At 55.4% G+C, this 20339-nt stretch carries 17 protein-coding genes and 1 other annotated feature; all 17 genes read left to right on the forward strand.

What is annotated here, in order from left to right; translation table 11 throughout:
• Window positions 1-238 precede the first annotated feature (238 nt).
• The 17 genes from speD (at window position 239) to KI379_RS31790 (ending at window position 20298) form a co-directional block, all read left to right on the forward strand.
• Window positions 239-637, forward strand: a complete 399-nt coding sequence (gene speD / locus KI379_RS31710; RefSeq protein WP_076174352.1) for an adenosylmethionine decarboxylase — start codon at window positions 239-241, stop codon at window positions 635-637.
• A gap of 118 nt (window positions 638-755) precedes the next feature.
• Entirely contained in the window at window positions 756-1283 is a 528-nt protein-coding gene (locus KI379_RS31715) for a hypothetical protein (RefSeq protein WP_212986023.1), read from the forward strand.
• A gap of 191 nt (window positions 1284-1474) precedes the next feature.
• On the forward strand, window positions 1475-2863 hold the full coding sequence (gene hemA / locus KI379_RS31720) for a glutamyl-tRNA reductase (protein WP_076174358.1): 1389 nt from the start codon (window positions 1475-1477) through the stop codon (window positions 2861-2863).
• A gap of 119 nt (window positions 2864-2982) precedes the next feature.
• Complete coding sequence (gene ccsA / locus KI379_RS31725) at window positions 2983-3705, forward strand: cytochrome c biogenesis protein CcsA (RefSeq protein WP_145141996.1); 723 nt, start codon at window positions 2983-2985, stop codon at window positions 3703-3705.
• Between the two features lie 5 nt (window positions 3706-3710).
• Window positions 3711-4361 carry a precorrin-2 dehydrogenase/sirohydrochlorin ferrochelatase family protein gene (locus KI379_RS31730; protein ID WP_373309638.1) on the forward strand — a complete coding sequence of 217 codons (651 nt, stop codon included), beginning with the start codon at window positions 3711-3713 and terminating at the stop codon, window positions 4359-4361.
• Window positions 4361-5317 carry a hydroxymethylbilane synthase gene (hemC, locus tag KI379_RS31735; RefSeq protein ID WP_145142000.1) on the forward strand — a complete coding sequence of 319 codons (957 nt, stop codon included), beginning with the start codon at window positions 4361-4363 and terminating at the stop codon, window positions 5315-5317. Before KI379_RS31730 ends, hemC begins: the two co-directional genes overlap by 1 nt.
• Window positions 5318-5328: 11 nt before the next feature.
• Window positions 5329-6882, forward strand: coding sequence for a uroporphyrinogen-III C-methyltransferase (gene cobA / locus KI379_RS31740; RefSeq protein WP_212986024.1), 1554 nt, complete (start codon window positions 5329-5331; stop codon window positions 6880-6882).
• Between the two features lie 56 nt (window positions 6883-6938).
• On the forward strand, window positions 6939-7937 hold the full coding sequence (gene hemB / locus KI379_RS31745) for a porphobilinogen synthase (protein ID WP_212986025.1): 999 nt from the start codon (window positions 6939-6941) through the stop codon (window positions 7935-7937).
• Between the two features lie 66 nt (window positions 7938-8003).
• Window positions 8004-9305 carry a glutamate-1-semialdehyde 2,1-aminomutase gene (gene hemL / locus KI379_RS31750; RefSeq protein WP_212986026.1) on the forward strand — a complete coding sequence of 434 codons (1302 nt, stop codon included), beginning with the start codon at window positions 8004-8006 and terminating at the stop codon, window positions 9303-9305.
• Entirely contained in the window at window positions 9302-10198 is an 897-nt protein-coding gene (locus KI379_RS31755) for an RluA family pseudouridine synthase (protein WP_212986027.1), read from the forward strand. Before hemL ends, KI379_RS31755 begins: the two co-directional genes overlap by 4 nt.
• Window positions 10199-10327: 129 nt before the next feature.
• Entirely contained in the window at window positions 10328-11776 is a 1449-nt protein-coding gene (locus KI379_RS31760) for a LysM peptidoglycan-binding domain-containing protein (protein ID WP_212986028.1), read from the forward strand.
• A gap of 273 nt (window positions 11777-12049) precedes the next feature.
• Window positions 12050-12306 (forward strand) — a binding site (T-box leader).
• Between the two features lie 58 nt (window positions 12307-12364).
• Window positions 12365-15031 (forward strand): valine--tRNA ligase, encoded by a 2667-nt coding sequence (locus KI379_RS31765; protein ID WP_212986029.1) that lies wholly within the window; start codon window positions 12365-12367, stop codon window positions 15029-15031.
• A gap of 45 nt (window positions 15032-15076) precedes the next feature.
• Window positions 15077-16453 carry a bifunctional folylpolyglutamate synthase/dihydrofolate synthase gene (locus KI379_RS31770; protein WP_212986030.1) on the forward strand — a complete coding sequence of 459 codons (1377 nt, stop codon included), beginning with the start codon at window positions 15077-15079 and terminating at the stop codon, window positions 16451-16453.
• Between the two features lie 4 nt (window positions 16454-16457).
• On the forward strand, window positions 16458-17822 hold the full coding sequence (gene murC, locus KI379_RS31775) for a UDP-N-acetylmuramate--L-alanine ligase (RefSeq protein WP_089550337.1): 1365 nt from the start codon (window positions 16458-16460) through the stop codon (window positions 17820-17822).
• 185 nt (window positions 17823-18007) lie between these two features.
• Window positions 18008-19309, forward strand: coding sequence for an SPOR domain-containing protein (locus KI379_RS31780; RefSeq protein WP_212986031.1), 1302 nt, complete (start codon window positions 18008-18010; stop codon window positions 19307-19309).
• A 118-nt stretch (window positions 19310-19427) separates the two neighbouring features.
• On the forward strand, window positions 19428-19670 hold the full coding sequence (locus KI379_RS31785; RefSeq protein WP_076174380.1) for a DUF4321 domain-containing protein: 243 nt from the start codon (window positions 19428-19430) through the stop codon (window positions 19668-19670).
• A gap of 25 nt (window positions 19671-19695) precedes the next feature.
• Window positions 19696-20298, forward strand: a complete 603-nt coding sequence (locus KI379_RS31790; protein ID WP_105446166.1) for a Maf family protein — start codon at window positions 19696-19698, stop codon at window positions 20296-20298.
• Window positions 20299-20339 lie beyond the last annotated feature (41 nt).

Below are 20339 nucleotides of genomic sequence, written 5' to 3' on the forward strand. Positions count from 1 at the left end.
CGGGGCGGGTGACGCGGGGATGAGTGGCTGAAAATAATTATTTGCAAAGGATAAAAAAGGGTTGCAATTAGGGCGGATAGATGTTATTTTTAATCTCGTTGAAAAGAATTATATAGGAACCAGGATTCACTCAGGACATTGAATGTTGCGAGAGATTATTCCCTCGGGAAGTGAATGACGTAGGTCCTAGCGGATGAAATTTTCAAACATTTTATTCCTAGGAAGGGGGAACCGAAGGATGGAATATTCAACTTTCGGAAGACACGTTGCTGTTGATACTTGGGGTGTAGATTTTGACATGCTGAATGACGCGGAATTTCTGCAGACTCAAATGGTTGAGGCAGCCGAAGCATGCGGTGCTACAGTCATGTCGGTACAATCCAAGCAGTTTGAACCACAAGGCGCTACAGTACTCGTATTGTTGTCAGAAAGCCACCTCTCGATCCACACGTATCCTGAGAGAGGATTCGCAGCGATCGACTGCTACACTTGCGGTGAGACGGTAGATCCACAGTTGGCCATTGATTACCTGGTATCCGTATTGAAACCTGAGAAAACTTACGCCAAGAAACTGGTGCGCGGTTTGGGTGAATTGACGGTAGAAACCCCTGAACTGAAACAGACCGAGCTGGTGTAACTTCGCGGCACGAATAACGATATCTAAATCATAACCATGGACATCTCCATGGTTATTTGTTTTTTTGGACCCCCATACAATGAGTAGTAAGCTTGTTAACAGGGAGGTTCGCTTAAGCGTGAGAAGGAGAAAACAGAGGGATTTGCTGTTTGTTGGTCTGCTGCTGGTACTGCTTGTCAGCCTTGTCTACCAAGGATACCGGATGATGTGGCCTCATACCGAAGGAGAGAATGCCGAAAGGATGCTGTTCGAGGTGGCCCAGTTTCAAATGCAGGTGCTGGGAACGTCCCTGGCGGATGCGGCTGGCAGTTCGCGCACCGATGAGCTGAACGCCCTCAAGCTGGCGGCTTATTCGGCGTCGTATGCTCACGACCGGCTGGCAAAAACATTTGGGGACGGTGCCGTCGATCCGCTTAAACCGGTCGGTGATCTGGTTAATGTAATCACAGAGTGGCAAATCGGCGGCAACCGTCTCCTCACCGATGCGGAGAAAGACATGCTGCTTCGGTACAGCCAGCTGTATGCAGGTGTCATACCTGTATACGATAAGCTGATGAGCGAGGACGGGCACGTGATCGCCTCGCAAGCGGGCCAGCTGAAGAAAATCGGCAAAGAACTCGCCAAGACGCTGGAAGAAACGCAATAAAGAGGGTATAAAGCCCAGTGCTTTGTGACACAATAAATCACATGTAATTTCATAAACATTTCAAAAATAGTTCAGAGAGAGCAGGACATTTGTGATATAATGAACACGTTGTTAATGAACGTACCGTAAGAAAAAACGTCCTGAACTGGATCTTTTTTTTTTGAAATGAAACATAGGCAGGTGAACACGTAATGCACATCGTCGTTGTCGGATTAAACTATCGTACAGCGCCTGTAGAAGTGAGGGAACGTTTTACATTTGATCAAAGCGAACTTCCAAAGGCACTCAGCCAGCTGATGCTGACGAAAAGTGTAATGGAAGGCGTGATTGTGGCTACGTGCAACCGCACTGAAATATACGTGGTGGTAGACCGTCTTCATATGTGCGGATATTTCATCCGCAGTTTTGTGGAGCAATGGTTTGACATCCCAAGAGAAGAATTTACAAAGCATTTATATATATATGAAGACGAACAGGCCATTTCCCATTTGTTCCGGGTGACCTGCGGCCTGGACTCCATGGTGATCGGGGAGACGCAAATTTTGGGTCAAGTCCGCAGTGCCTTCCTGCAAAGCCAGGAGGAGAAAGCGACGGGCACCTGGTTCAACATGCTGTTCAAGCAGGCTGTAACCCTTGGCAAGAGAGCCCATTCGGAGACTTCCATTGGGGAAAGCGCAGTGTCCGTGAGCTACGCGGCCGTTGAGCTGGGCAAACGGATTTTTGGCATGTTCAACGACAAGAAGGTGCTCATTCTCGGTGCCGGCAAAATGAGCGAGCTGACCGTCAAGCACCTGTACGCGAACGGGGCCGAAGAGGTGATCGTCGCCAACCGGACCCTGGCGCGGGCGGAAGAGCTGGCCAGCAAGTTTCAAGGTACGCCGTGCACGATGGAGCAGGCGATTGCCCGGCTTCACGAAGTGGACATCCTGATCAGCTCGACGGGTGCCAAGGATTACGTCCTTACGCCGGCGCAGGTCAGCGAGAGCATGAAGAAGCGGCAATCCCGGCCGCTGTTTATGATTGATATTGCGGTGCCGCGGGACATTGATCCGGCTATCGCCGAGATTAGCAACGTATTCCTGTATGATATTGACGACCTGGAAGGAATCGTTGAGAGCAACCTGGAAATGCGCCGGGCCGAAGCCGCGAAAATCGAAGTGATGATCGAAGAGGAGAAGACGGCGTTCTATCAATGGCTCAAGACGCTCGGCATCCGGCCGGCGATCCGTGCGCTTCAGGAGAAGTCCACGGCGATTCATGAAGAAACGCTGGAAAGCCTGTTTAACAAGCTGCCTGAACTGAACGACCATCAGCGCAAAGTCATCCGCCGGTTGACCAAGAGCATCGTCAATCAGATGATGCACGATCCGATCAACCGCTTGAAGGAAATGGCCGGCGGCAAGGAAGGCAACGAGGCGCTAGAGTTTTTCACACATATATTTGCTTTGGAAGAGGACATGAATGCGTCCGGTCATGGCAGCAGCGTCATGGAGAAATCCGGCAAGGTCCCGCAAGGGAATAGCAAGAACCCATCGGACATGAAGCTGTCCAAGGTTTCTTTGACTCCTGCAAGCCTGTAAGCCGGTAGGGGGAGTTGACATTGCTCACTGGTTTTTACGATGCCGGCATTTATATCTACGCCCTGAGCCTTCTGTTTTTTATCTCGGATTGCATACGACGCAATCAGGGGGCAAAGCGGATGGGTACAGGGCTTCTTGTTGTAGTTGGCGTTTTGCAGGGAGGCGCGCTTCTGATTAGAGCGTGGCAGGAGAGCATGCTGCCGATCTTTACCCCATTTGATTTTTTGCTCTTATTTTCATTTAGTATCGTCATCGCCGCGCTGATCCTGAATTGGGTGCAGCGGTCGGAGTTTGCCGTCCTGCTGCTCGGCATCATCGGATTCAGCGCGATGGTGCTGAACCGTTTATGGTTTGCGGCCGGGAATAACCCGCTGCGTCATTGGGAGACGGTACACGGCCTGCTCATTCTGCATATCACGCTCGCCAACCTAAGCTTCGCCGTTTACACCATTGCCGCCGTATTTGCCGGCATGTATTTGTTTCTTCATAGAAGGCTGAAAGGGAAAAAATGGAGCGACACCGTCCGCCGGCTTCCGAGTCTTGAGCTGATGGACAAGTATACGTACCTGCTCGCATCGATCGGAACCCCGCTCTTATCCGTTTCGTTCATCGTCGCGGTGCTGTCTCTTATTTCCGAAGGCAAGCTCAGCCTGCTGCTGGACTTGAAAGTAGTGGCTACACTTGCCGGATTGGCGATTTATTATTTTTTTCTGATTCGTAAACGTTCCAAACAGCATTCCGGTCAAGTGATGGCCCAGTGGATTCTGATCGGATATGCGTTTATTATCTTTATTTTCGTACTGAATACGTGGTCCGATTTCCACCGTTGGACAGGAGAGTGAGCCCTTTGTCGGTATATTTGCCCGTAATGCTGGATTGCAAGGGGCGGTGCTGCGCCGTGGTGGGCGGCGGGGCCGTGGCCGAAAGAAAGGTAAACTCCCTGCTTGCGGCTTCGGCCGATGTGACGGTGATCAGTCCGGAAGTGACACAAGGACTGCGGCAGCTTGTAATGGAAGGCCGGATCCGCTGGATTTCCCGCGAGTACGCGGCGGGAGATTTGGCGGGGGCCTTTTTGGTCTATGCGGCAACCTCCTCGCCTGACGTGAACGGTGCCGTGATCGATGAGGCAGAGCGGATGGGTGCGCTGGCAAACGCGGCCGGCGGCAGTAAGCCGGGTTCTTTTATCAGCCCGAGCGTCCTTCGCCGGGGCAGGCTGGTGATCACCGTGTCCACCTCGGGCGCCGGACCGGCGCTGGCTGCGGAGATTTGCGACAGGCTGGAGAAAGAATACGGCCCCGAATACGAGGAATATCTCGAATGGATGTACCGGATGCGCAGCAGCATCAAGAGGCAGGTTACGCGCCCGGAAACCCGGCAAAGATTATTAATGAAAGCGGCAGAGCTTGAAGTGCTGGATGAAATCCGCAAGGGCACGTTTGAGCCGTGGGATACGGAACAAATCAAGCAATGGATAGCGAACAACCAGGAGGAATCATGATGCGGACAATCGTAGTAGGCAGCAGACAAAGCGCATTGGCATTAACGCAGACAGGGCAGGTCATCGACCAGCTGAAGCAGCTGTGCGCGGAACACGGGTTTGATTTTCAATTTGAAGTGAAAAAGATCGTGACAAAAGGCGACCGCATTCTGGATGTGACGTTGTCCAAGGTCGGCGGGAAAGGCTTGTTCGTTAAAGAAATCGAGCAAGCTATGCTGGACGGTGAAATCGATATGGCTGTGCACAGTATGAAGGACATGCCTTCGGTTCTCCCCGAGGGTCTGATGAACGGTGCGGTGCCCCGCCGCGTCGATCCGAGGGACTGTCTCATTTCCCTTCATGGGAAAAGCATTGACGAGCTTCCGCAGGGAGCGAAAGTGGGAACAAGCAGCCTGCGCCGCTCCAGCCAGCTGAAGGCTCACCGGCCGGACCTGGAACTGGAGCCGGTTCGCGGCAATATTGACTCGCGTCTGCGCAAGCTCGAGACGGAAGGCTTTCAGGCGATCATTCTCGCCGCTGCCGGGCTGTACCGCATGGGCTGGGAGGATAAAATCAGCTCCTATATTCCGGTGGAGACCTGCCTGCCGGCTGTTGGCCAAGGAGCGCTCGGCATCGAATGCCGCGAAGATGATGCGGATCTGCGCAGACTGCTTGATTTATATAACGATAAGGAATCGGAGCTGACCGTTGCTGCCGAACGCAAGTTTCTCGCCGTACTGAACGGCGGCTGCCAGGTGCCGATCGGGGCCCACGCCGTACTCGTTCCGTCCGAAACGGAGCATTCCCAAGGGACTCCGCCCGTTATACAATTAACGGGAATGGTAGGATCTCCCGAAGGGGACGTCATTTTAAAAGAAACGCTGACGGGAACGGATCCACAGAAGCTTGGGGAAGACGTTGCCAATAAGCTGATTGCCCAGGGAGCCGAGAGAATTCTGGAACAGACCAGGGAGTAGGGGATGAGAATATGGCGGGAAGAGTATTTTTGGTGGGAGCCGGGCCCGGGCATGCCAAATTAATTACGGTAAAAGGGCTGGAATGCCTGCAAAAGGCGGATGTCGTCGTATACGACCGCTTGGCGGGGCCGCAGCTGCTGCATTCGCTCAAGCCGGGAACGGAAAAAATATACGTCGGCAAGCTCCCGGACCGCCATACGATGAAGCAGGAAGAGATCAACCAGCTGCTGGTGGACCTTGCCCTGCAGGGCAAAACGGTCGTGCGGCTGAAGGGCGGCGATCCGACGATATTCGGACGCGTAGGTGAGGAAGCCGAGCTGCTAAGGCGAAACGGCATTCCTTATGAAATCGTGCCCGGCATTACGGCGGCGATCGGGGTACCGGCGTACGCGGGCATTCCGGTGACCCACAGGGATTTGGCCTCTTCCTTGTCCATCATCACCGGACATGAAAGCCCGGACAAGCTGGACCGGATGATCGAATGGGACAAGGTTACGAACGCGACCGGAACGCTGGTCTTTATGATGGGCGTGGCCAAGATCGGTTATATCGCCGAGCAGCTGATGCGCCATGGACGTAAGCCCGGCACGCCGGTGGCCTTGATCCGGTGGGGGACGCGGGCGGAGCAGGCGGTGCTCGCCGGGACGCTCGCCGACATCGCGGAGAAAGTAGAGCAGGCGGACTTTCAGCCGCCGGCCGTCATCGTTGTCGGCGACGTCGTGCGGCAGCGCGAGCAGCTCAAATGGGCGGAGTCGCTGCCGCTGTTCGGCAAGCGGATCCTCGTCACCCGCTCCCGGGCTCAGGCAAGCGATCTGGTCAACCGGATCGAGGAGCTCGGCGGGGAGCCCTACGAATTTCCGGTGATCGAGACAGTGTATCCCGAAGCGCCCGAGCTTAAGCAGGGCCTCAAGGACGCCTTCGACCGGCTCGGTGAATACGACTGGGTGTTCTTCACAAGCACCAACGGCGTCGACTACTTCTTCCGCCATTTGAAGGAGCAAGGGAAGGACATCCGGCAGCTGCACCGGGCGCGGATGGCGGCGGTCGGCCCGGCCACAGCCGAGGCGCTCGGGCAGCGGGGCATCATCCCCGTGGAGCTGCCGGACCGCTTCCAGCAGGAAGGACTGATCGAGTCGCTGGGCAGCCAGCTGCTCGCCGGCCAGAAGGTCTTCCTCCCGCGCGGGGATCTGGCACGAAACTGGCTGCCTGACAAGCTCGCGGAGATGGGACTCGAGGTCACCAGCGCGGTGATGTACCAGACGATCGCCGGGCGGGAGGACGATCCCGAATTGATCCGGCTGCTGGAAGAGGGCGGGATTCATGCCGTGACGTTCACCAGCTCGTCGACGGTGAACAATCTGCTCTCGATTTTGCAGCGGATGGGAGTGCAGGACCCGGCAGCGCTGCTGCAGGGTGTGGAAGTTGCATGTATTGGAGAAATTACGGCCAAGACAGCCCGTGACGCGGGCCTTGAAGTAGGCATCATTGCCGAAGAAGCGACGTTGGACAGCCTTGTCCGGTCGCTGTGCCTGTGGAACGCGGAAGCTGCGGCCGCATCAGAATAGAAGGGTCTGGGATGACCCTAGACTCGTAAATATCTACCAACAGGAGGTTTACAGCTATGAGTTTTCCAATGGTAAGACACCGGCGCCTCCGCCAGTCCGTGGGCATGCGGAACATGGTGCGCGAAACGGTGCTGAACGTGAATGACCTGATCATGCCGATTTTTGTAACCTATGGAGAAAACATAAAAAACGAGATTTCATCCATGCCGGGAGTCTATCATTTTTCGCTGGACCGGCTGAAAGAAGAAGTGGACGAAATTGCCTCCCTCGGCATTCCTGCCGTGCTGTTGTTCGGCATTCCGGAAACGAAGGACGGCATCGGCTCCTCGGCCTTTGCGGAAGACGGCATCGTGCAGGAAGCCACACGCCTGATCAAGTCCTGGTATCCGGACCTGCTCGTCGTAGCCGACACTTGCCTCTGCGAGTTTACGGATCATGGACACTGCGGCATGGTGCATACCTATGAACGGGATGGCCATGTGTGCGGCGACGTCATGAACGATGAATCGCTGGAGCTGCTGGTCAAAACGGCGGTGTCCCAGGCGAAAGCCGGCGCCGATATTATCGCCCCGTCCAACATGATGGACGGCTTCGTGCAGGCGATCCGCGCAGGGCTTGACGAGAACGGATTTGAGCATATTCCGATCATGTCTTATTCGGTCAAATATGCTTCCGCCTTCTACGGCCCATTCCGCGAGGCAGCCGACTCGGCACCTCAGTTCGGCGACCGCAAAACGTACCAGATGGATCCGGCCAACGCGCGCGAAGCGCTGCGTGAAGCGGAATCCGATGTGCTTGAAGGGGCCGACATGCTGATGGTCAAGCCTTCTTTGTCCTATATGGACATTATGCGCACGCTGAAAGATCAGTTCGACCTTCCGCTCGTCGCCTACAATGTGAGCGGGGAGTACTCCATGGTCAAAGCGGCGGCCATTCAAGGCTGGATCGACGAAAAAGCCGTAGTGCAGGAAATGCTGACGAGCATGAAGCGCGCCGGCGCGGATATCATTATTACTTATTTTGCCAAAGACGTAGCCCGGTGGATCAAGGGATAACCGAAGCATCGGAGCAAAATCCCCGCATTGCGGGGTGATTTAAACCGATAGATTGGAGTGAATGACATGAGCAGTATGTCAGGAAAGCGCAAGGAGGAGGCTTCCCGGACGGCCTTTGAAGAAGCCAAGCAATATATCCCCGGCGGGGTGAACAGCCCGGTCCGCGCCTTTAAATCGGTCGGCCTTACGCCGATTTATGTGGACCATGCCCAAGGATCGCGCGTGTACGATATTGATGGCAACAGTTTTATCGACTACGTCGGCTCCTGGGGACCCCTGATTATGGGACACGCCCATCCGGAAGTGATTGCTGCGGTTCAGGAAACGGCGGCCAAAGGCACGAGCTTCGGCGCGCCTACGCTGATTGAGACGGAGATGGCCAAGCTCGTGTGCGAGCGTGTCCCTTCGATCGACATCGTCCGGATGGTCAATTCCGGTACGGAAGCGACGATGAGCGCGATTCGTCTGGCCCGCGGGTACACGGGACGCAGCAAAATTTTGAAATTCGAAGGCTCCTATCACGGACACGCGGACAGCCTGCTCATCAAAGCCGGCTCCGGGGTGGCGACACTGGGTCTGCCTGACAGCCCGGGCGTGCCGGAAAGCGTGGCCAGCAATACGATCACGGTCGCGTATAACGACCTTGAGTCCGTAAAGCTTGCCTTTGAACGTTTTGGCGAGGAGATCGCCTGCGTCATCGTGGAGCCGGTAGCCGGCAACATGGGCGTCGTACCTCCGCTTCCGGGCTTTCTGGAAGGCTTGCGCGAAATTACTACAAAATATGGCAGCCTGCTCATTTTTGATGAGGTCATGACCGGGTTCCGCGTTCATTTGAACTGTGCCCAAGGCCGGTTCGGCATTACGCCTGACCTGACTTGCCTTGGCAAGGTTATCGGCGGCGGACTGCCTGTCGGCGCATACGGCGGCAAACGCGAAATTATGGAAAAAGTGGCGCCGTCCGGTCCGATTTACCAAGCGGGCACGCTGAGCGGAAATCCGCTGGCCATGGCGGCTGGGTTTACGACGCTGAAGCTCCTGACGCCTGCTGTATATGACCAGCTGGAAGAGCGCGCAGCCCGTCTGGAGGCCGGTTTTGTAAAAAATGCCAAAGAGCTTGGCATTCCGGTGACGATTAACCGCGTCGGTTCCATGGTATGTCCTTTCTTCACGGAAGGGCCTGTCGTGAATTACGATACGGCGAAGACGAGCGACATTCCGCGCTTCACCAAATATTTCGGCAATCTGATTGAGGAAGGCGTGAGCGTGGCTCCTTCCCAATTTGAGGGGATGTTTGTATCGGCTGCCCACAGCATCGAAGACATCGATGCGACGATTGAAGCCAACTACAACGCCCTTAAGCAGCTGTGAGCCTGAACCACTGGCTCCGGCGCGGGGAATGGCTGGAGCTGGCTCCGGGCAAAAAAATCGCATCGGCCGCGGACCGCGAAGCGGCGACCGCGGCGTGGCTGCTGAACGAGGCAGGCATGCCGGAGAAGCTGCTTGGACAGCTTCAGGCATCAAATGGCATCGAGTGGAAAGGGGACCGGCTTCGGCTGGCCCTTTTTGCTGCCCGCAAGGCGGGGATCGAGCCGATCTGGACGGATCTCACCGTGCTGTACGAGGACGACTTCTGCCTGGTCGTTCACAAGCCTGCCGGGATGAAGGTTCACCCGGATGGGCACTCCGACGAAATCACGTTGGATCATGCCGTGGCCGCCCATTATCAGATGCAGGGGGAAGAGATTGCGGTCAGGCATATTCATCGGCTCGACCAGCATACCACCGGGCCCGTGCTGTATGCCAAAAATGACTGGGCGCAGCTTGTGCTGGACAAGGAGATGAGCGGCAAGCGGATTTCGCGGATTTACGCCGCTTTTGTCGAGGGGCGGATCCCTGCGGAGCTGAAGGTCATCGACCTGCCCATCGGTAAGGACCGCCATCACAAGCAGCGCAGACGGGTGTCTTTGGGAGGGCAATCTGCGGTGACCCGGATTCTCCATGCTGAAGCAGGGAATCAAGCCAGCCTCGTCTACTTGGAACTGGAAACCGGAAGGACGCATCAGATCCGCGTTCATCTCAGTCATGTCGGCCACCCGCTGCTGGGCGATGCCCTGTACGGCGGAAGCATGTCCGCCATCGGCAGGCAGGCGCTTCACGGGGAGCGTCTCTCATTCGCCCATCCGCTCACACGCGAGCAGATTGAGGTGAGCGATCCGTGGCCCGAGGATATGGAGCGTCTCAAAGCCCTTGTGAGAGCGTAAACCTAAGTATCATATGAAAACTGGCATGCTCCTCTTTTTAAAGCATATAAATAGAACGAGTAACGATTTTGGCTCGTGCTGTGGGGATGGCCCACGGTTAGAAATATGCCGAAAAGGAGGACGTTATTTGTGTTTGACCAGTCCTACGGTTTACGCTTTGACATTTACGAACGCATCCATTTAAACGAAGACGTGGCGGGTATCGAAGAACTCGAGGAAATCGAGCTGCTTCCGCATATTCAAGTGATCAGCCAGGACGAACAAGCCAGTCTGCGCGGGCATCTGCTCCTGTCGGGGCTGTACAGAAGCGAAGGTGAGGAAGAAGGGACGCAGCGGCTGGAGCATTTCATTCCAGTGGAGATTACGGTTCCCTTGAACCGGGTAACCTCGCTGGATGACATTGCGGTGGAAATCGAGAATTTTGACGTCGACCTGCTGTCCAAACGGAGCCTGAATATTACGGGCGTTCTTTCTCTGCGCGGCATCGAGACTCAGGCCGCGGAATCACCCGCCTGGAAAGCGGACGAATTCACGGTGGTTCATGCACCGGATGAGGACCTTCCGGAGGAAGCGGCGATCTTCGCGCAAGAGCGGGAGGAAGAACCGGCTTCGGCAGAACCGGAACAGCGTGAATTCACGCCGCCGGACGACCCTGCGCCTGTCTGGACCGCACCGGCTCCGTCCTTTACGCCGCCTCAGTCCCAAATTCAGGCAGAGCAGCTGGAACAGGTTCCGATCGAAGCCGCGGAAGCCAGTGACTCGGATGAAGCACGGGAAGCGGCAGCCTGGGAAGCCGCATGGCAAGCGGCTGCTGTTCCTCCGTCCGAGCCGGAGGAAGCGGCTGTGCCTCAGGCGTCGGATTCCCGCGAAACAGCGCCGTCTACCGCATGGGAATCTGCCCGCGAACCTGAGCGGGAAGCGGCAGCGCCTCCGCCGCAGGTGGCCGGATTATCCGCTTTACATACGGACAAGGAATCATCGGAGCGGACAGCGGAGCCCCAGTACCCGAACAAGTGGCATTTTGAGCATGAAGAGGAGTCGGAGCTGCTGCATCCGGAAGCGACGGCGGTTCAGGCGGATGAAGAGCAGGAAGAAGACATCTATTTGAACGCGGCGGGTAAAGACCCGTTCAGCGAGCCTACGTTCCCGTTTGGAGCTTTCCAGGATAAAGTTCAGCAGGAAGAACCGCCTGAAGACCGGGAAATGCGGATTGCGCTCGGAAGCAAGAAGGAACCCGAGTCCGGCGAGAAGGAAGCGATCGGCTTTTCCTCGATCTTGTCCTCAAGCCGTTCGATCAAGGAGCTTGAGTACCAGCAGGCGCAGGAGGAGCAGCAGGCTGCTGATGCCATCGCCAGCGCGGGTGCTGCTGAAGCCGATGATATCAAATGGAAGAACCTGTTCCTCGGCAGTATCTCCGAGCAGACTCCGTTCCGTAAGGTCCGGCTGTGCATCGTTCAGCGGGAGGAGACGCTCGAGACGATCGCTGACCGTTATCAGCTGACGCCGCGGGAGCTTGTGCTGTACAACCGGCTGGCGGACCAGACCGTGCAGGAAGGTCAAATTCTGTATATCCCGTAACGTTTTTGAGGCAATCAGAAGAGCTTGGCGCTTTGCGGCGCCAGGCTCTTTTTTTGTTTCCGGGATGAGGTCTGCCTGAACACGGGAAAATGGTCCTGCACTTTGGGCCAAGGGAAGTTGACTATCGACATGAAGCGCGTTATTATGGAGTATATGTTTTGCAGAAAAACATCAACGAACGTCAAATACAGAAGACATCGAATTTGGCCGAAGTTTTTCTTGCGATATGAAACGCTTCAGCTTCGCTGAAAAATGATCCATTTCACCATCTTCACAAAAACGATGAACGGGAAGAGTAGGCGGTATTGCCCTTCAGAGAGCGGAATTGCAGCGCTGGAAGATTCCGCAGGATGCAGCTGTCCGAAGTCGCCCGGAAGTTGTCGGTTTGAGCACTTGCGCCGAAAGCGCGGGAGGTAGAGCCGGCCGGCTGCAGCCGTTATCTGTACGAAGTGTTGCGAAGGCATGCGTGTTTGTGCTTGCTGTCGCAAAACAAAGGTGGTACCGCGAAAGAACAGCCTTTCGTCCTTTGAGGACGAAAGGTTTTTTGTATTTTTGGCAAAGCTGATCTTGTGATGGAGGATGAACAATATGACAGACCAGGAAAACCAAGCAACAACCGGGATGCCGACGACGTATGACCCGAAATCGGCCGAGAAGAAATGGTACAAATACTGGATCGACGGCCAGTATTTCAAAGCCGGGCAGAAGCCCGAGGCGGAGCCGTATACGATCGTGATTCCGCCGCCAAACGTAACAGGGATGCTCCATATCGGGCACGCCCTCGACTTTACCCTGCAGGATATTCTGATTCGCACGAAGCGGATGCAGGGGTACGACGCCTTGTGGCTTCCGGGCTCGGACCATGCGGGCATCGCGACGCAGACCAAGGTGGAGCAGAAGCTGCGTGAGCAGAATATTAGCCGCCACGACCTGGGGCGCGAGAAGTTCCTGGAGAAAGTGTGGGAATGGAAGGACCAATACGCGGAAACGATTCATGAACAGTGGGCCAAAATGGGCTTTTCGCTGGATTACTCCAGAGAGCGGTTTACGCTTGACGAAGGTCTGTCCAAGGCGGTTCGCGAAGTTTTCGTGAAACTCTATGAAAAAGGGCTGATCTACCGCGGCAAAAAGATCATCAACTGGGATCCGGCCGCCAGAACCGCCTTGTCCGATATTGAGGTTGAATATAAAGAAGTCAACGGCCATCTGTATCATTTGCAGTATCCGCTGAAGGACGGAAGCGGCCACATTACGGTAGCGACCACGCGTCCTGAGACGATGCTTGGCGATACGGCGGTAGCGGTTCATCCGAAAGACGAGCGCTACAAGGATATGATCGGCAAGATGCTCGTGCTTCCGATTGTCGGACGCGAGATTCCGATTATCGCCGACGAGTACGTGGAACGCGAATTCGGCAGCGGCGCCGTGAAAATTACTCCGGCACACGATCCGAACGATTTTGAGGTGGGATTGCGCCACGATCTGCCGCAAATCATCGTGATGGACGAGACCGGCACGATGAATGACCAGGCCGCGAAGTACGAAGGCATGGACCGGGCCGATTGCCGCAAGCAGATCGTTCAGGATTTGAAGGATCTCGGCGTGCTGATCAAAATCGAAGACCATGTGCACCAGGTAGGGCACAGCGAGCGCACAGGAGCCGTAGTCGAGCCTTACCTGTCGACGCAGTGGTTCGTTAAAATGCAGCCGCTCGCGGAAAGAGCCATCGAGGCGCAAAAGGCGGGCAAAGGGGTACGCTTCGTTCCGGATCGTTTCGAGAAAACGTACCTGAACTGGATCGAAAACGTCCGGGATTGGTGTATTTCCCGTCAGCTGTGGTGGGGACACCGGATTCCGGCTTGGCACTGCGAATCCTGCGGCGAGATCCACGTAGCCCATGAGGATGTAACTCAATGCTCCAAATGCGGAAGCACCGAGCTTACGCAGGACAACGACGTTCTGGACACTTGGTTCAGTTCGGCGCTGTGGCCGTTCTCTACCCTCGGCTGGCCGGAGCAGACGGTGGATCTGGAACGTTATTATCCGACAAACGTGCTCGTTACGGGCTATGACATCATCTATTTCTGGGTAGCCCGGATGATCTTTACCGCGCTGGAATTTACGGGCGAAATTCCGTTCAAGGACGTGCTGATGCACGGACTGGTCCGGGATTCCGAAGGACGGAAAATGTCCAAGTCGCTCGGCAACGGCGTTGATCCGCTCGACGTCATCGAACGGTACGGCGCAGATGCGATGCGCTACATGATCTCCACGAGCAGCACGCCGGGGCAGGATCTGCGCTTCCGGTGGGAACGCGTGGAGCAGGCGCGCAACTTTGCCAATAAAATCTGGAATGCCTCCCGTTTCGCTCTGATGAATCTGGAAGGATTCACATATGACGACATTGACATAAGCGGAGAGCTCAGCACGGCGGACCGCTGGATTCTCCACCGCCTGAACGAAACTTCCCGTGACATTACGCGTCTAATAGATGCCTACGAATTTGGTGAAACGGGCCGGCTCCTGTATAACTTCATTTGGGATGACCTCTGTGACTGGTACATTGAGTTTGCCAAACTCTCTTTGTACGGAGACAATGTGAGCGCCAAGAAAACGACGCAGTCGGTGCTTAGCTATGTGCTGGACCGCACGCTGCGGATGATTCATCCGTTTATGCCGTTCATCTCCGAAGAAATTTGGCAGCATCTGCCTCACGAAGGGGAAACGATCACGCTTGCGGCATGGCCAGAGTATGATCCAGCCTTCGAGGATGCCGAAGCTGCAGCCGAGATGTCGCTGCTGATGGATGCCATCCGTGCCGTTCGCAACATCCGCGCAGAGGTTAATGTTCCGATGAGCAAGAAGATCGAGCTGATGCTGAAGGCGGGCGACGAGCAAGTGCTGCAGATCGTGAACCGGAACGAAGTATACGTTCAGCGCTTCTGCAACACCTCGAGCTTTACGGCAGGTCTCGACCTGACGACGCCGGACAAGGCGATGACCGCCGTGATTACCGGTGCCGAGCTGTACCTGCCGCTTGCCGGTCTAATCGACATTGACCAGGAGATTGCGCGGCTGGAGAAAGAGCTGCAGCATCTGAACAGCGAAGTGCAGCGGGTGGAGAAAAAGCTGGCCAATGAAGGCTTCGTGGCGAAAGCGCCGGCAAAAGTCATTGAAGAGGAGAAGGCCAAGATGGCCGACTATTCCGATAAACGCAGCAAAGTCATCGCACGGATCGAAGAGCTGAGAGGCTGATCACGACGCAGCAGAAACTTAACTAAAATTCAGAAGGTGAATGGTATGGGGGATCAATTGGAAGCCGGACGGGAGGCTTCTCTGCGCACATATGAAGAGGCGGCGAATTGGATTAACGGTCTGATTCCGTTTGGGATCAGACCGGGGATGCAGCGGATCGAAACGTTAATGGAGAAGTTCGGGAACCCGCACCGGAGGCTGAAATTCATTCATGTCGCCGGTACGAACGGGAAAGGGTCGACATGCGCTTACTTGACCCGTGTACTTCTGCAAAGCGGTTATTCGGTAGGCACGTATACTTCGCCGTATATCACCAAATTCACGAACCGCTTTCAGTACAACGGGGAAGACATTCCGGAGGAGGTGCTGCTCTCCCTGGCGAACCGCCTGTACCCTGCGGTGCAGGAGATTGCGGCCACGGAGCTCGGATCGCCGACGATGTTCGAAGTGTCCACAGCTCTGGCGATCCTGTATTATGCCGAGGAATGCTACCCTGACGTGGTTGTATGGGAGACCGGGCTCGGGGGAAGGCTGGATGTAACGAACATCGTTCACCCCATCGTCTCCATCATCACCAATGTCGGGATGGACCACACCGATATTCTTGGCGATACGCTTGTGGAAATCGCCACGGAAAAGGCCGGCATTATCAAACCAGGCGTTCCGGTGGTCAGCTGCGTGAACCAGCCGGAAGTCATTGAGGTGCTGAAGCAAAAAGCCGAAGAGTGCCGCGCCACGCTGTATTTGGCGGGAGAGCAGTTCACCTACGAATATATCGGTTTGGACGGTTCGTTGCAGACGTTCCATTTCAAAGGTCCTTTCCGCGAGCTGGGTCTGAGCATCGGGATGAAGGGCGAGCACCAGATTGCCAATGCCGCCGGCGCGATGATGGCGCTGGAAGTGCTGCGGCAGTACATGGCTTTTGTCATGGACGATGAGGATCTGCTGAAGGGGTTCCGGGATACGAAGTGGGCCGGCCGGCTCGAAGAAGTGGGCGATTCTCCGCGGATTGTTCTGGACGGGGCGCATAATCCGGAGGGGCTGGAGAGCCTCAGCAAGAGCCTGCAAAGGCATTATCACTTTAAACAGTTAAATTTGATGATGGGAATGCTGTCAAATAAGCATCATGAGTCCTCTTTGAAGCATATACTTCCAATAGTGGATACGCTTATCCTGACCGAGCCGGATTTCCGGAAAAAAATGGACGCTGATGCTTTGCTGGACATTGTGGAGCGGCTGAAGCATTCTCACGGCAAACCAGGTTTGCAGATCATCGTAGAACCGGATTGGAAACACGCGCTAGACATACTTAAGTCACGGACAGAACCGGGGGATTTGGCAGTGGTGTCCGGCACGCTGTATTTGATTTCTGATGTGCGGGCAGCCCTGCTGGGTCAGACCGATTCTGAAAAAGGTTGGTGAAAATCTGTTGAATTCTGAACATGTTCATTTTATCGGTATTGGTGGCTACGGGATGAGCGCCATCGCACGGGTTATGCTGGAAATGGGATACACGGTCACGGGTTCGGACGTGGCTGCCCAGGAATTAACGGAAAAACTGGCTGCCAAGGGAGCCAAAATTTATATAGGTCATACGGCTGAGCAGGTTCACGGAGCGGATTTGGTCGTCTATTCGACGGCGCTTCCCAAGGACAATGTGGAACGAAGAGAGGCGGAGCATCTGAACATTCCGATCCTTCACCGCTCGCAAATGCTGGCCAGATTGCTGAATGAGCGCAAGGGCATCGCCGTTGCTGGGGCACACGGCAAGACAACTACGTCGTCCATGATTGCACTTGCCATGGAGGAATGCGGCGCAGATCCGACGTTTATTATCGGCGGGGAAATTATGAACGTTGGCACGAACGCCAAGGCCGGCAAAGGGGACTACGTGGTGGCTGAGGCGGATGAGAGCGACGGCTCCTTTTTGCAGTACCATCCGTGGCTCGGCATCGTGACGAACATTGAGGCGGATCATCTTGAAAACTACGACGGCGATTTTGAGAAGCTGAAGAGCGCTTATGTGCAGTTTTTGAGCCAGATTAAGGAAGACGGCACGGCCGTCGTCTGCGCTGATGACGCGAATATCCGTGCGATCCTTCCTTCGATCCGCTGCAATGTGGCCACCTACGGGATCGATTCCGATGCGGAATATACCGCCGAGGATCTGGTCCTGGGCGACCGTCACGCATCCTTCACGATGAAGCATAACGGACAGACGCTGGGAACCGTCGAGCTTTCGGTTCCGGGACGCCACAACGTCTATAACGCCATGGCCACGGTGATCGCCTGCCTGAAGGCCGGGATTCCGTTCGAATCCATCGCTGCGGGCGTTTCGAAGTTCCACGGCGCCAAACGCCGTTTCCAGGTGCTCGGCGAGAAGAACGATATTCTGATCATCGACGATTACGCGCATCACCCGACGGAGATCGAAGCTACCATCAGCGCCGCCAAGGCTACGGGCAAAAAGATTATCGCCGTGTTCCAGCCGCAGCGCTATACACGGACCTTCTTCCTGCTCGATGCATTCAGCCGGGCTTTCGGCGGAGCCGATGAAGTGATCATTACCGACATTTATTCGCCAGCCGGAGAGAAGCAGATCGAGGGCGTGAGCTCTTCCAAGCTGGTTGATTTGATCGTCAAAAACAGCAATGCGGGCGCCCGTTATTTGCCGACGAAGGAAGATGTCCTGAACGATCTGAAGCCGCGGCTCCAGCCAGGGGTGCTTGTCCTGACTATGGGGGCAGGCGACATTTGGAAAGTCGGGGCGGAAATCGCCAAGACAATGTAAGGAATGCCTCTGCCGGATGGGCACGGGCTGCATAGGATCATGACCGAAGAAACCGTAATTCCCTGATTCTGAAAGGGGATTACGGTTTTTTTGCTCTTGTCATTTTCGTGAGGGCAATCAAACATAACTTCTGGAAATCTATCATATATACATAGTAGATACGGACAAGGGTGAGGTGTTTGGGTGTGAACAAGGCGAGAATGACGTTCCGGTTTGATGAAGAACAAGGGCGCCAGCTTGAAGATAAGAAGGACCGCGGACAGCTGACGGTTGCGGGATCGGCTGCACAGAATCCTGCATGGGCGGATGATCGTAATTCCGGAAGCAACCGCCGCGATGTTGAAACAAAGCGTACCCCGATATCGGCTGTCCCTGCGTCGATGCAGGGATGGAGTGACCCGTTCAACAGGGAGGACAGCTGGGAGCGTCTGGAGGAGAGGATGGGTTACGGAATCCAGGAGCGGGCAGACGATACTCCTGAGCATGATTCCGTTGCGGACGGGCCAGATCATCGCTATCCGGACAGCTCAGAAGACTGGGACCTGGATCGTGCCAATAATAGGTACACGGTCAGGGAGGGCTATGATGCCTACGATCACATCGAGAACAGACCCGATGAAGCAGGGCCTGGGCCAATCATCGAGGAGTATTCCTACCGGCCTCACCGGCCGGGATCGATATGGAAAGTTGTCGGAACCGTAACTGGAGCCATCGTCACCGGGGCGTTGTTCGGTTTGGTGGTCCTCTCCTTTTTCAAGGACGGATCTGCGGGGATGGACCCGGGCGGCAACACAGGAAACCCGAGTGCTGTAAGCACCTCTGCGCAGTCCGGCGAGGATCAAGCTTCTGTGCCGGCGGTCGCCGTCGAGGTGGGTCCTCAAACCTACTACATGCTGCAGTATGGCGTCTTCAGCACTGCCGACCGGGTTCAGCAGGCGAAGGATGAGCTGGAGCAGTACGGCATTGCCGCAGGGAACGACCCGGATGAGGAAAACCGGGTGTATGCGGGCCTGTCCACAGACCGCGAACAGGCCAAGCTGCTCAGCAATCAGCTGAAGGCGGAAGGGGTTGATCTGTATGTGCGGGAGGTGGATCTCCCGGCCGCAACCTCCCTGCATTTTAACGGGGACGCTGAGGCCGTTAACCAATACTTTCAGGTGAGCGCGGACTTGGTTGCGCTGCTGAGCCAAACGTCGGCGAGCCTCCTGGGCAAGGATCTTCCGGGGAAAATCGGTCCCGAGGATATGAGCCGTTTGACCGATCTGCACCGGCAGTGGACGGAGGCGGCCAAGCCGTTCCAGGCCGGCCTGGGCGCGGATCAGCAGGAGATGGGCAGGCAGCTGGAGCAGGCGATGAACAGCTCGCTTTCGTCCGTCGAGGAATACAACAAAAATACGGCGAAGGGGCATTTATGGGAAATCCAGTCCAGGATGATGGAATTCATCATGCTGCAGAAGCAGCTTGTCGCTTCCCTGGAAAAAGCATAAAACACAAAGATCCGGCGTGGAAATGGAAATACTTCCCCATGCCGGATTTGTGTTTGTATTGACGTCCAAATAACCGTATAATAATGTGGGTGTCAAATTATGGCGAGGGAAGAGAAGAATGAAGAAGAATGTTGGAATATTACTGCTGTTTCTGCTGCTTGGCTGGCTGGCCGGAGCATGGATAGCCAAAGCGCTGGAGCCTGTACAAGCTCTTTCTTTTCTGACCGCATCCACGATGATCAAATGGTCACCGCAAGCTAATTTGGACATTATCAGTTACGACATTACCATTCAAATGAAACTAAGCCTGCTGAGTTTGATCGGCATCATTGTCTCCGTGTGGCTGTATCGCAGGCTTTAACTACCGGACAAAGGAGATCCTTTCATTGAAATCAAACCATTCACGCCGCATTATTCTGGCATCAACTTCACCGAGAAGGCAGGAGCTGATCGCTTCTCTACATATTCCGTTTGAGATCCGTCCCAGTCACGCTGAAGAACATACACCCGAAGATTGGACACCGCAGCAGGTCGTGGAAGGACTGGCCTTACGCAAAGCGGAAGCCGTTCATGCCTCGCTTCATGATGATAAGGAGGATGCCGTGATCGTCGGCAGTGATACGGTTGTTGTGCTGGACAATCAGGTGCTGGGCAAGCCGGTCGACAAGCAGGATGCGGTTCGCATGCTGACATCGCTGCAAGGCCGGACCCACGAGGTATATACGGGAGTCGCCGTCATCGATGTTATGAACGGCAAGACGATGGTGCGCCATCGTGTGACGTCGGTGACGATGAAGCCGCTCACCGGGCGCCAGGTAGAGGCTTACGCCATGAGCGGAGAGCCTGATGACAAAGCGGGCGCCTATGCGATCCAGGGACTCGGGTCAACGATCGTCGAACGGATCGAAGGATGCTATTTTAACGTGGTCGGACTGCCGCTGTCCCTGCTTTCGGACATGCTGGGCGAGTTCGGAATCGACGTTTTGTAAAACTTGCGGATGTTATTTGAATGAAGGGAAAGAAGGGGAAC

This window comes from Paenibacillus cineris, from assembly GCF_018333335.1.
In the GTDB taxonomy this organism is placed as follows: Bacteria; Bacillota; Bacilli; order Paenibacillales; family Paenibacillaceae; genus Paenibacillus_AQ; species Paenibacillus_AQ favisporus.

Coding starts and splice junctions, on each gene's coding strand:
- speD (WP_076174352.1), top strand. CDS start 239: ATGGAATATTCAACTTTCGGAAGACACGTTGCTGTTGATACTTGGGGT.
- hemA (WP_076174358.1), top strand. CDS start 1,475: ATGCACATCGTCGTTGTCGGATTAAACTATCGTACAGCGCCTGTAGAA.
- ccsA (WP_145141996.1), top strand. CDS start 2,983: ATGGGTACAGGGCTTCTTGTTGTAGTTGGCGTTTTGCAGGGAGGCGCG.
- hemC (WP_145142000.1), top strand. CDS start 4,361: ATGCGGACAATCGTAGTAGGCAGCAGACAAAGCGCATTGGCATTAACG.
- cobA (WP_212986024.1), top strand. CDS start 5,329: ATGGCGGGAAGAGTATTTTTGGTGGGAGCCGGGCCCGGGCATGCCAAA.
- hemB (WP_212986025.1), top strand. CDS start 6,939: ATGAGTTTTCCAATGGTAAGACACCGGCGCCTCCGCCAGTCCGTGGGC.
- hemL (WP_212986026.1), top strand. CDS start 8,004: ATGAGCAGTATGTCAGGAAAGCGCAAGGAGGAGGCTTCCCGGACGGCC.
- KI379_RS31765 (WP_212986029.1), top strand. CDS start 12,365: ATGACAGACCAGGAAAACCAAGCAACAACCGGGATGCCGACGACGTAT.
- KI379_RS31770 (WP_212986030.1), top strand. CDS start 15,077: ATGGGGGATCAATTGGAAGCCGGACGGGAGGCTTCTCTGCGCACATAT.
- KI379_RS31785 (WP_076174380.1), top strand. CDS start 19,428: ATGAAGAAGAATGTTGGAATATTACTGCTGTTTCTGCTGCTTGGCTGG.